The organism is Micromonospora antibiotica (genome assembly GCF_017599305.1).
Taxonomy (GTDB): Bacteria; Actinomycetota; Actinomycetes; order Mycobacteriales; family Micromonosporaceae; genus Micromonospora; species Micromonospora antibiotica.
This window is the reverse complement of the sequence record NZ_JAGFWR010000003.1, coordinates 394,117-406,130: the sequence shown is the minus strand read 5'-3', so window position 1 is coordinate 406,130 and position 12,014 is coordinate 394,117. Positions and strand designations below refer to the sequence as shown.

7 protein-coding genes are annotated in these 12,014 nt (G+C 71.2%); 2 read left to right on the top strand and 5 right to left on the bottom strand.

Annotated features, from left to right (window positions below; all coding sequences use genetic code 11):
• The first annotated feature begins 513 nt into the window (after positions 1–513).
• Together JQN83_RS09930 and JQN83_RS09925 are read left to right on the top strand one after the other, a co-directional pair.
• Positions 514–1,902, top strand: coding sequence for an endo-1,4-beta-xylanase (locus JQN83_RS09930; protein ID WP_208566767.1), 1,389 nt, complete (start codon positions 514–516; stop codon positions 1,900–1,902).
• A gap of 235 nt (positions 1,903–2,137) precedes the next feature.
• Entirely contained in the window at positions 2,138–3,454 is a 1,317-nt protein-coding gene (locus tag JQN83_RS09925) for an extracellular catalytic domain type 1 short-chain-length polyhydroxyalkanoate depolymerase (RefSeq protein ID WP_208566766.1), read from the top strand.
• Between the two features lie 173 nt (positions 3,455–3,627).
• Here JQN83_RS09925 and JQN83_RS09920 read toward each other — a convergent pair whose 3' ends face one another.
• The 5 genes from JQN83_RS09920 to JQN83_RS09900 all read right to left on the bottom strand — a co-directional run bounded on the left by JQN83_RS09920 (position 3,628) and on the right by JQN83_RS09900 (position 11,741).
• Positions 3,628–5,457, bottom strand: coding sequence for an alpha-galactosidase (locus JQN83_RS09920; protein ID WP_208566765.1), 1,830 nt, complete (start codon positions 5,455–5,457; stop codon positions 3,628–3,630).
• A 21-nt stretch (positions 5,458–5,478) separates the two neighbouring features.
• Complete coding sequence (locus JQN83_RS09915) at positions 5,479–6,945, bottom strand: arabinofuranosidase catalytic domain-containing protein (RefSeq protein ID WP_208566764.1); 1,467 nt, start codon at positions 6,943–6,945, stop codon at positions 5,479–5,481.
• A gap of 97 nt (positions 6,946–7,042) precedes the next feature.
• Positions 7,043–8,434 (bottom strand): extracellular catalytic domain type 1 short-chain-length polyhydroxyalkanoate depolymerase, encoded by a 1,392-nt coding sequence (locus JQN83_RS09910; RefSeq protein WP_208566763.1) that lies wholly within the window; start codon positions 8,432–8,434, stop codon positions 7,043–7,045.
• Between the two features lie 364 nt (positions 8,435–8,798).
• The gene (locus JQN83_RS09905) at positions 8,799–9,782 is read right to left on the bottom strand and encodes a LacI family DNA-binding transcriptional regulator (RefSeq protein WP_208566762.1); all 984 of its coding nucleotides are present in this window, start codon (positions 9,780–9,782) and stop codon (positions 8,799–8,801) included.
• 594 nt (positions 9,783–10,376) lie between these two features.
• A complete protein-coding gene (locus JQN83_RS09900; protein WP_208566761.1) occupies positions 10,377–11,741 on the bottom strand; it encodes a LacI family DNA-binding transcriptional regulator in 1,365 nt (454 codons plus the stop codon).
• Positions 11,742–12,014 lie beyond the last annotated feature (273 nt).

The following is a 12,014-nucleotide window of genomic DNA, read 5'->3' as shown; positions in this document are numbered from 1 at the left end:
GGTGGACGGTCGGATCGACCCGGACAGATCGCTACGACTTGACGAATGACATGTTATCGCTCACAGTCGATGCGAGGACGACAGCACCTGATGGCTCACCGGGCGAGCCGTGCTGGTCGCACCTTGGATCGCGACGTCCCCCCAGGGCATGCGGGACGTCGGATCAGGATTCCCGTCAGCAACTGCCGGTGGCGGCGCGACCGGCCCCGTACGCATGGGGTCGGACGGTTCCGCCCGGCCGGCCCGGTCTCCTCTGACAAGGAGGATCATGGCTCCCTTTTCGGGCGGCGCCACGCCGTTCCACCGTACGGGCGATCCTCCCGCCGGCCCGGGCTGCGCCCTCGGCGTCGAGGTCACCGGTGTCGATCGCGTGCGTGGACCACGGCGGGGTCTCCGCCCGTCCGCGCCGTGGCTGACCGGGCGGCGTACCACGCCGGCCGGTGCGGTCCGCCGTACGGGGAGTCGGGCATCCCAACACCACCACCGCTGCACCCACACCGAGAAGGATGCGACATGAGACCCAAGAGAGCCCTGCTAGCGACGGCGACCCTCGCCGTCGCCGGCGCACTCACCGTCGGAATGACGCTGGCGATGGCCCCCTCCGCCAGCGCCGGGACGACCCTGCGGGCGGCGGCGGCCGAGAAGGGCCGCTACTTCGGCGCGGCGGTCGCGACGGGCAAGCTGTCCACCAGCACCTACACCACCATTCTCAACCGCGAGTTCAACTCGATCGTGGCCGAGAACGAGATGAAGTGGGACGCCACCGAGCCGCAGCAGGGCCGGTTCAGCTACACCGGCGGCGACCGGATCGTCAGCCACGCCCAGGCCAACGGGATGAGCGTGCGTGGCCACGCGCTGCTCTGGCACCAGCAGGAGCCGGGCTGGGCGCAGGGCATGTCGGGCAGCGCACTGCGCAGCGCGATGATCAACCACGTCACCCAGGTCGCCACCCACTTCCGCGGCAAGATCTATGCCTGGGACGTGGTGAACGAGGCGTTCGCCGACGGTGGCAGCGGTGGGCGTCGTGACTCCAACCTGCAGCGCACCGGCAACGACTGGATCGAGGCGGCGTTCCGGGCCGCCCGCGCCGCCGACCCGGGCGCGAAGCTCTGCTACAACGACTACAACACCGACGGCGTCAACGCGAAGTCGACTGGCGTCTACAACATGGTGCGGGACTTCAAGTCCCGGGGTGTGCCGATCGACTGCGTCGGCTTCCAGTCCCACCTGGGCACCACGATCCCGGGCGACTACCAGGCCAACCTCAAGCGCTTCGCCGACCTCGGCGTGGAAGTCCAGATCACCGAGCTGGACGTGATGACCGGTGGCAACCAGGCCAACATCTTCGGCACGGTAACCCGGTCCTGCATGGCCATCCCGCAGTGCGCCGGCATCACCGTGTGGGGGGTGCGCGACTGCGACTCGTGGCGCGGCTCCGACAACGCGCTGCTGTTCGACTGCAACGGCAACAAGAAGCCGGCGTACGACTCGGTGCTGAACGCGCTCAACGCCGGCCCGGGCAACCCGACGACCACCCCGCCGAACCCGACCACCACGCCGCCGAACCCGACGACGACCCCGCCGAACCCGACCACGCCGCCTCCGGGCGGGGCGGGGTGCTCGGCGTCGGTGTCGTTGAACTCGTGGACGGGTGGTTTCGTGGCGACGGTGAAGGTGACCGCGGGTTCGTCGGGTACCCGTGGGTGGACGGTGAGCGTGACCCTGCCGGGTGGGACGAGTGTGACCGGGACGTGGTCGGCGACGGCCAGTGGTAACTCCGGGACGGTGCGGTTCACGAACGTGGACTACAACGGTGCGCTCGGTGCCGGTCAGTCGACCGAGTTCGGTTTCCAGGGCACGGGCAGCGCGGCGGGTGTGACCCCGACCTGCACCGCCAGCTGAGTACCACCGTCAGATTGAGCACCAGCGTCAGTTGAGTACCACCACCGCCGGCCCGACCCGGGCGCACCCGGGTCGGGCCGGCGGTGCATCACCCCCGACCCGCCGGCCGGTGCGACGTGCCCCGGCCGGACCATCGTCGGCCAGCCCCGGACCGGGCCGGTCCGGACCGTCGTCCCGCACGCCGGGAGGGCCCGTCGTCCGTCGCTGACCACCGACTCCGACAGAGGAACCGCCGATGAAACCCCGACTCGCACTGCTGGCCGCCGCGCTGGCGACCGCCCTGGCGACCGTCACGGCCGTGGTCGCGGCCCCCAACCCGGCGTCGGCCGCGACGCTGACCCAGGTGACCAACTTCGGCACCAACCCGACCAACCTGCAGATGCACCTGTACGTGCCCGACCGGGTGGCCGCCCGGCCGGCGCTGCTGCTGGCCCTGCACTACTGCACCGGCAGCGGCCCGGCGCTGCACACCGGTTTCGGACTCAGCTCGCTGGCCGACCGCTACGGCTACATCGTGATCTACCCGTCGGTGACCCGCAGCAGCAAGTGCTGGGACGTCTCATCCCCGCAGGCGCTGCGGCGCAACGGCGGCAGCGACCCGGTGGGCCTCATGTCGATGATCGACTACGTGCGGAACCGCTACCCGGTCGACGCGAACCGGATCGGCGTCGCCGGGTTCTCCTCCGGCGCGATGATGACCAACGTGATGGCGGGGGTCTATCCGGACGTGTTCAACGCCGGGGTCAGCTCCTCCGGTGTCCCGTTCGGCTGCTTCGCCACCACCAACGGCTCGGAGTGGAACAGCGACTGCTCCGGCGGGCGGATCGTGAAGACCCCCCAGCAGTGGGGTGACCTGGTCCGCAACGCCTACCCCGGTTACACCGGCAAGCGGCCCCGGATGCAGATCTGGCACGGCACCACGGACACCACGCTGAGCTACGTCAATTTCGGCGAGCAGGTCAAGCAGTGGACCAACGTGCTCGGTGTCGCGCAGACCCCCAGCTCTACCGACTACCCGCAGACCAGCGCCACCCGTACCCGCTACGGCGGCACCGGGGGCACCGCGCCGGTGGAGGCGATCAGCTTCCAGGGCTACGGGCACTCCATCCCGTTCGACGCCGCGCAGGCCGTCCGCTTCCTGGGCTTCGACAGCGCCAGCCCCACCACGCCGCCGCCGACGACGCCGCCGAACCCGACGACGCCGCCGCCGACCACTCCGCCGAACCCCACGACGCCGCCGCCCACGACCCCGCCGGCCACCGGTGGCTGTTCGGCGTCGGTGTCGTTGAATTCGTGGACGGGTGGTTTCGTGGCGACGGTGAAGGTGACCGCGGGTTCGTCGGGTACCCGTGGGTGGACGGTGAGCGTGACCCTGCCGGGTGGGACGAGTGTGACCGGGACGTGGTCGGCGACGGCCAGTGGTAACTCCGGGACGGTGCGGTTCACGAACGTGGACTACAACGGTGCGCTCGGTGCCGGTCAGTCGACCGAGTTCGGTTTCCAGGGCACGGGCAGCGCGGCGGGTGTGACCCCGACCTGCACCGCCGCCTGACCGGGAGTTTCCACCTCCTGCGGGGTGGGGCACCGCCGAGGTGCCCCACCCCGCAGTCGCGTCCGCGCGGCGGCCGGCGCGGCAGACGCGGTGCGGCCCACGCGGCAGGGCGCAGGGCCGGGAGACGATCCCGGCCCTGCGCCCTCCTCACCGGCGGAGCATCGTCCGCCCTGTCACACCGGCGTACGCCGCCACTGCTGGTTCGTGCCGGCGCCGCAGGTCCACTGCACGACCTGCACCCCGTCGGTCAGCCCGGCGTTGAGCACGTCGAGACACTTGTTGCTGTGCCGGGCCACCAGCTGCACCTGGCCGTCACCGACGTCCTGGAGCCGCCACTGCTGGTTGGTGCCCCCGTTGCAGGTCCACTGCACCACCCGGGCGCCGTCGGCGGTCGTGCCCGCGCCGCCGTAGACGTCGAGGCACTTGCCGCTGTTGACGCTCACCACCGTGGACCAGCCGCCGCCGACGTCGGAGAACCGCCACCGCTGGTTGGCCTGACCGTTCGCGGCCCACTGCACGACGTTCGCGCCGTCGGTCGTGGCGGCGTTGTTGACGTCGAGCAGCTTCGCGCTGTGCCGGGCGGTCAGCGTGTACGTCGTCGGGGTCGGGGTGGTGGTCTGCGGCGTCAGCCGGTAGAGCCCGGCACCGTGGGCGGGCAGCGGACGGCTGAACGTCCCGGTCGAGGTGCCCAGGGCCGCGCCGGACCAGAGGTCGGTGGCGGTTGCCGAGCCGATGCCCAGGTCGGCCAGGTTCACCGACACGGTGGCCGCCGCGCCCTCCCGGTTGAACAGCGCGACGTACCGGTCCGTGCTGTCCGGCACGTCGGCGACCCACACCTGCCGGGTGCCGCCGGTGAGCTGGCGGTTGTTGGCGCTGCGCTGGTCGACCGCCAGCACCGCGCTGTTGGTCATCAACGCCAGCTCCGCCGGCCGGTTCTCCACCAGGTTGCCGCCCCACATCAGCGGCGCCCGGTTGATCACCCAGAGCGACATCAGGGTGCGCTGCTCGTCCGCGCTGAGGTTGGAGTAGCGCGGCGAGCCGACCGGGCCGTGCTTCGACAGCCGGCCGATCGGGATCATGTCCGGGTCGGGCCAGGCCCCCGCCCTGCGGTACGGCGTCCAGTTGCGTAACTGGTCGAACAGGGCGTCCACCGACGACCAGTTGTCCCACAGGTCGTTGACGATCCGCCACATGTGCGCGTTGTTCTGCACGTGCGGGCCGGCGGACAGCGGCGTGGCCCCCGGCGACAGGCTCAGCACCATCGGCCGGCCGCTGCGCCCGATCGCCGTCCGGTAACCCTCGACCTCCGCCTGCCGGTAGGTAGGCGCGGCGATGTCGTCGACCTTGACGAAGTCGACGCCCCATCCGGCCAGCAGCTGGAACACCGAGTCGAGGTACGCCTGCGCGCAGGGGTTGGACATGTCCAGCCCCCACATCAGGTTGAGCCAGGCCGCGCTGTTGCCGGCGTCGATCTGGTTGGCCCGGCACGAGGTGCCGAGGATCGGCACGTTGTCCGCGACCGCCTGCCGGGGGATGCCCCGCATCAGGTGGACGCCGAACTTCAGCCCCTGGGCGTGCACGTGGTCGGCCAGCGGTTTGAACCCGTTGTCGCCGGCCGCCGACGGGAACCGGGTGGTGTCGGGCAGCAGCCGCCCATTGGCGTCCATCCGGAGCCGGGGTTGCAGGTTGGCGTCCTGGTTGGGGCTGCCGTTGTGCTGCCCGGGGAAGTACCACGCCCAGTCGACGACGATGTACTGCCAGCCGTACTTGCGCAGGTTCGCGCCCATGTAGTCGGCGTTGGCCCGGACGTCGGCCTCGGTGACGCTCCAGTTGAACGAGTCGTAGCTGTTCCAGCCCATCGGTGGGGTGTCGGCGACGCCGTTGTCCCACGCCTGCGCCGGCTGTGGGGCGCCGACGCCGACCAGGTTCGTCACGAGCAGGACGGTGGCGGCCAGCAGGACCGCCGCCCGTCGGGTCGCTGAATGGATGACACGGTGCTGCATCGGACCTCCTCGATCACCGGATCAGCGGTAGCCGGCGGCGGTGATGTTGGCCTGTACCGCGTTCTCGGTGGCGTCCGACGGGTAGCCGGCGACCATCGCCCCCTCGTAGAAGGTGCCGACGCTCTGGTTGGTGTTGTCGATGCAGCAGTCCCCGCCGCTGCCCAGGATGATCGCGCCCTGCTTCTTCATCGGGCTGTACCCGCGCGGCAGCGACCCGTCATAGAGGGTGTAGAGGCTGCCGGACTGGGCGTTGCTGCCCTTGATGGCGAACCGGGAGGTGCCGTTGTTCTTCAGGGTGGCGGTGACGAACTTGCTGGTGAACGCCCGCTGGTTGGAGTTCCACGAGCTGCTGCCGCCGGGGTAGAGGCCGTACTCCAGGTCGGCCTGCACCCAGGGCCCGGAGCCGGAGCAGCCACCGAACCAGCAGCTGGTGCCGAAGTAGATCGCGTCCATCGCGCCCGCGCCGTCGGCCCGCCGGGTGGTCTCGCTGTTGCCGTAGTCGAAGCAGCAGCCGCTGTTGACGTGGGTGCCGCTGGTGACCATGTACATGCCCTCCGGCGCGGCGCCGGTCGGCACCCCGGTCAGGTGACCGTCACGCCAGTAGCTGCTCTTACCGGGGATGTAGAGCGAGTACACCTTGTCGCCGCCGACCGTCAGCGACTCCTTGTTCGCCACCGCCGGCTGGACGGCGCCACCGACCCCGCCGGCACCCTGGTAGCCGAGGTTGTTGCCGCGTCCGGACTGGTCGAAGATGATCGTGATGACGCAGGTGGTGTTCGCGCAGAAGCTGTCCTGGCTGGCGGCGTTGGCCCGCCCGCCCGGCGACAGCACGCCGATGTTGCGGGTGGTGTTGTCCGAGGACCGGCGCACCTGGTAGAGCGAGCCGTTGTAGGCGGCGTAGAGCGCCCGGGTGGTGCTGTGCGCCGCGATGCAGGCGGTGCCCCCGGCGGCGTAGATGTCACACGGCTGGCTGGTGCCCGGCGGTGGGGTGGTCGGTGGCGGGGTGGTGGGCGGCGGTGTGGTCGGCGGGGGCGTGGTCGGTGGTGGTCCGGTGGTCGGGTTCACCCCGCCGGTGCAGGTGGTGCCGTTGAGGCTGAACGAGGTGGGGGCGGGGTTGCTGCCGGTCCACGCGCCGTTGAAGCCGAAGCTGGCGGTGCCGTTGGTGGGGATCGTGGCGTTGTAGCTGGCGTTGGTGACGGTGACCTGGGCGCCGGCCTGGGTGTAGCTGCCGTTCCACAGCTGGGTGATGGTCTGTCCGGCGGCGTAGTTCCAGGTCAGTTGCCACCCGTTCACCGCGTCACCGAGGTTGGTGATGGTGACGTTGGCGCCGAAGCCGCCCTGCCAGGACGAGCTGACCGCATAGCTGACCTGGCATCCGGCGGCAGCCGCCGAGGCTTCGGTCTGGGCGGCGACGGCACCGACGAGCAGGAGGGTGGTGGTGGCGGCGACCAGCGCCGGCCGCCGACGGAGGAATCGGGTTTCTGGCACGGGAGCTCCTGATGATGACTGGACGGTGCGGCACGCCCTGGCAGGGCGGGGACGGATCACCCCTCGACGCGGTGCGGGGGGCTGCGGTCGTGGTGGTTCAGGCGACCACGCAGGTCGCCCCGTTCAGGGTGAATGCCGTGGGGGCGGCGGCGTTGCCGGTGTGGGTGGCCTGGAATCCGATAGTGGTCGACGCGCCGGGGGCCAGCGTGCCGTTGTAACTGACGTTCGTGGCGGTGACCTGGCCGCTGGCCGGTGCGTAGCTGGCGTTCCAGCCGCCGGTGATGACCTGCCCGGCGGGCAGGGTGAACCCGAGGGACCAGCCGTTGAGCGTCGTGCTGGCGGTGTTGACGATGGTGATGCTGGCGGTCAGCCCGCTGTTCCACGCGCTGATCGTGTCGGTGACCCGGCAGGCACCCGACTGCGGCGACGACGTCGGCGTGGGCGTCGGGGTCGAGGTCGGGGTGACCGTCGGCGTGGGGGTCGGGGTGATCGTCGGCGTCGGCGTCGGCGTCGGCGTGGGGGTGGGGGTGGGGCTGGCGGTGGGGGTGGGGGTGGGCGCGCTACCGTCCAGGCCGAGGAAGGTGATGGCGTACGCGAGCTGTCCGGCCATCGGCAGCTGGTGACCCACCCCGGCGATGCTGATCCCCTCGACGGGGGCCTGCGACCCCGTCCCGCCGTAGCGGGTGCGCGTCCAGGACGACTGGGGACGGTCGGTGGCGGTGGGCGTGGTGCTCAACCCGTGCAGGTTGGTCCACTGCTTGATCTCCTCGCCGTAGTTGGGGTAGGCGAGGGTGGTGTCGGTGACCCCGTGCCACAACTGCATCCGGGGATAACGGCCCGTGTACCCGGGGTACATCGCGCGGGCCTGGTCGCCCCACTGTTGCGCCGTCTTGATCACGGTGCCGCCGGAGCAGCGGCTGTTCCACAGCGATCCGTCGGTGGTGGCGAAGCAGCCGGCCGGCACCCCGGAGAACGCCGACGCGGCGGAGAAGACGTCGGGGTACTGCGCGGCGAGCACATTGGTCATCATCGCCCCGGAGGAGAACCCGGAGACCACGATCCGCGCCGGGTCGACGTTGTAGCGCTGCCGGGCGTACGCGACCATCGACATGATCCCGGTCGAGTCGCCGCCACCGTTGCGGGTGAGGGCGGCCGGGGTGGAGACGTCGAAGCAGCTTCCGCTGCGGGTGGCCTCGGGCACCACGATGAGATAGCCGTAGCGGTCGGCGGCGGTCACGTAGTCGTGCCCGTTGCCGTTGAAGATCCCGCTGGCCGAACCGCTGCAGTAGTGCACCAGGAGCAACAGCGCCGGGCGGGGCGCGAGGGTGCTCGGGGCGTACAGGTACATGTTGAGGTTGGTGGGGTTGTTGCCGAATCCGGTCACTCTGGTCAGGGTCGCCGCGGTCGCGGGCTGCGCCGTCATCAGGACGGTGGATGCCGCGATTGCGAGGACGACGGCTGCCAGCGCGGCGCGCAGACTGCCCTTCATCGGTGGCCTTTCTTTCAGGGGGTGGAGATCGCCGCGCCGGGAGGTGGTGCGGGCGTCGCGTCCGGTCGCCGACCCTCGGGCGCGGACGGCGGTGGCGCGATCCGGTGGCGCGGACCGCTGTGCGCCGGTCGTAGCCGTCCGGCCCCTCGTGGCGTCGGCGTCGGCTCCGCCTACGGTCGGACGAGCGGCCACCCGGTCGGCCGGAGTCCGTACCCGATAAATCGACGATCGTCCATTACGTTAACGTTAACAAGAAGTACTGTCCAGAGCTGGACCGCACTGTGCGGGGCGGGTCACCGCCGGCCTGGTCGGCGCGGCACGGCGGGTGGGCACGCCACCGCGGCGACCGGTGACGGTCCGCCCGTCACCGGGGCGCGGCGACGCTGTCCCGGGTGATCAGGGTGGGGGAGATGGTCTGCCGCAGCGTGTGGTCGACGCCTGCGTCGATCTGCGTCAGCAGCAGGCCGAGGCTGGCCTCGGCCACGGTGTCGAAGTCCGGCCGGACGGTGGTCAACGGCGGGATGAAGTACGCGGCGTCCGGGACGTCGTCGAAACCGACGACGCTGACCTCCTCCGGCACCCGCCGGCCGTGTTCGTGCAACGCGTGCAGCACGCCCAGCGCGAGATCGTCGTTGGCCGTGAAGATCGCGGTGACCTCAGGGGTCCGGGCCAGCATCTGGCCGCACCGGTATCCCGAGGCGGCGGACCAGTCCGCCTGCAACACCGGGGGAACCTCCGCACCCGCGGCCTGCAACGTCTCCCGCCAGCCGGCGAGACGCCCCGCGCTGTCGAACCAGTCGGCCGGGCCCGACACGTGCCAGACCGTCTGGTGACCCGCGTCGAGCAGGTGCCGGGTGGCCAACCGGCCCCCCTCCACCTGGTCGATGGTGACCAGCGGCACCGGACGGCGGGGGTCGCCGTCCACGGTGACCAGCGGGATGTCGGTGGGAAGGCACTCCAGCGCCTCGCCGGCGGACTCCACCGGTGCGATCACCACGATCCCGGCGACCCGGTGGGCCAGGTGCCGCTCGACGACGGCGGTGATGGAGGTGCGGTCCAGGTTGCGGACGCTACCGACGCTGACGGCGAAGCCGGCCTCGGCCGCGGCGAGTTCGAAGGCGGACAGCAGGGACGCCGGGCCGTAGAGGGTGGTGTTGAGCGCCACCACACCGAGCACCTGCGATCGCCCGGTGACCAGGGTGCGGGCGGCCCGGTTCGGGCGGTAGCCGAGCTCGGTGATCGCGGCCTGGACCCGTAGGCGGGTCTGTTCCCGCACGTGGGGATGCCCGTTGAGGACCCGCGACACGGTCTGGTGGGAAACTCCGGCGAGGCGGGCCACGTCTCTCATCGCAGGAGCGCGCACAGTCATCCCACACCTCTCGGTCCGCCCCGCAGCCCGCTGACGGCGAAGCGGCCCGGCCCGGCGTCCGATGAGGGACGTCGGACACGAGGCATGGGCGTGCACGCCGTGGACAACGCTGGATCAGCGAGAGTCTACGCGGCGTGTCGCCCTGATTGGGTCGGCGACGCGGTCGAGTGTCGCCGGCGTGCCGTGATATTCGTCATCACGGATCGCAGGCGGTAGGCGAACTGGTGGTGACTGGTCCCGCTGGCCCTCCCTCGCTCCTCGAAGGTCACTGTCCTACGCCGTGTCGGGCCGGCCCGCCGTGCCGGACGACGGACCTGACCTGGACCCACACGCCGTACCAGACGTCGGGCGGTGCGCCACCGGTGGAACCGGAGGACACCGTGACCAGGGCGACCGTGTCACGACGACCTGCCGTATCGATCGAACCGGATGCTACTCGAAACTGTTCGGCAACGACAAGGACAGGTTTCGAGGACCCGCCCCCGGCAACCGACTCGCCCCGGTCGCGCCGACCCGGACCGGTCGCGCCGACCCGGACCGGTCGCCCGACCCGGACCGGCCGCGCCGAGTGGGTCAGTGCGCCGGTGCCGCCGCGGTGCTGCCCCGGACCACCAGCGTGGTGGCCAGTTCGACCCGGGTCTGCGTGAGGTTCTCGTTGGCGGCCAGGGTCAGCACCATCCGCGTCGCGGCGGCGGCCATCTCGGTCAGCGGCTGCCGCACCGAGGTCATCGGTGGTCCGCAGAACATGGTGTACGGGATGTCGTCGAAGCCCACCACGCTGAGGTCCTGGGGGATCCGTCGGCCGGCCAACCGGGCCGCCTCGTAGACACCGAGCGCCTGCAGGTCGTTGCCGCACACTATCGCCGTGGGCGTGGGGTTCTGCCGGAGCAGTTCCTGGCCGAGGCTGAGACCGTCCTCGAAGGAGAACCAGTGGCCGAAGCGCAGCCGGCGCGCGGGCAGCCCGGCTCCCGCCGCCTCCAGCGCCGCCCGGGCACCATCCAGGCGGGCCTTGGCGCACAGTCGTTCGGTCGGCCCGGAGATCACCCCGACCTGCCGATGTCCCAGGTCGAGTACGTGCCGGGCGGCCTCGAAACCACCGCTCCAGTTGGTCGTCGTCACCGACGGGACGGCGTGCAGTGGCGGCTCGCCCGTGGGATCGATGACGACCAGGGGGATCGCGCTCGCCGCCAGCAGGGCGTGCTGTTCGGAGGTGAAGCCGAGATTCACCGCGATCACTCCGGTCGGGCGACGGGCCAGCAGGTCGCGGGCCCAGAACCGCCCTTCCGAGACCTGGCGGCGGGCGTCGATGAAGCCGACGGCGAGCCGGTGCGCCCCGGCGACCTGCTGCACCCCCTGCATGATCAGCACCGCCAGGTTGCTCTGCATGCCGTAGAAGACCACCTCCACGCTGGCGTTCGGGGTGCCCAGTTCGGGGCGGCGGTAGCCGTGCTCGCGCAGCAGCGACTCCACCCGGGCCCGGGTCTCCGCCGCGACCCCGGTGCGGCCGTTGAGGACCTTGGACACGGTGGGGGCCGAGACGTCCGCCAGTTGGGCGATCGTGGTCAGCGTCGGTTCGCCCCGGCGTCGGCTGCGTCGTGGCTCCCCGGCCGGCCTGCCGACCGTCGGGGTGGTGGTACGCGCGGGGTCCGCCGCGGCGGTTGCCGGGGGGACGGCGGCGGGGGTCCCGGGGGTGCCACCCGACCTGCCGGCCACCGGGGCGGCAGGCGTGGGCTGTCGTCGTACCCGGTCGAGCAGCCGGCTGCGGACGGCTTCGGCGTGGCGGGCCGCGACCGGGCCGGCGGGCACGGTCTCGGTGAGGTAGCGCCGACGCTTCGACACGGGGTCGATCCCGGCGTACACCCGCACCCGGAGCGAGCCGCTGGGGAGCTGCTCGATCTCGCCGCGAGCGCGCCGGCCGCGTCTGGAGCTATCTGACATGGAGCCAGCGTATTCGATGTCAGGCGATGCAGATAGCTCCACGATGGCTCCATGCCGCACTGCTGCGTCCCGCTTCCCGGCGTGCTCCGCAGCCCTCGGGGGGCCGCCGGTGGTGCCGACCTGCCTACCCCCGGTGATAGAGCGGTAAAAATATGGAAGCAGTTGAATACGCCGAAACGCTTACGTAACATGAGGGGCCATTGTTAGCGCTCACACCGAGCCGTTCGAGCGCTCACACCCGGGGTGGTTCGAGCCGACTCCCGGCCCTCCCGC

Coding starts and splice junctions, on each gene's coding strand:
- JQN83_RS09930 (WP_208566767.1), top strand. CDS start 514: ATGAGACCCAAGAGAGCCCTGCTAGCGACGGCGACCCTCGCCGTCGCC.
- JQN83_RS09925 (WP_208566766.1), top strand. CDS start 2,138: ATGAAACCCCGACTCGCACTGCTGGCCGCCGCGCTGGCGACCGCCCTG.
- JQN83_RS09920 (WP_208566765.1), bottom strand. CDS start 5,457: ATGCAGCACCGTGTCATCCATTCAGCGACCCGACGGGCGGCGGTCCTG.
- JQN83_RS09910 (WP_208566763.1), bottom strand. CDS start 8,434: ATGAAGGGCAGTCTGCGCGCCGCGCTGGCAGCCGTCGTCCTCGCAATC.
- JQN83_RS09905 (WP_208566762.1), bottom strand. CDS start 9,782: ATGAGAGACGTGGCCCGCCTCGCCGGAGTTTCCCACCAGACCGTGTCG.
- JQN83_RS09900 (WP_208566761.1), bottom strand. CDS start 11,741: ATGTCAGATAGCTCCAGACGCGGCCGGCGCGCTCGCGGCGAGATCGAG.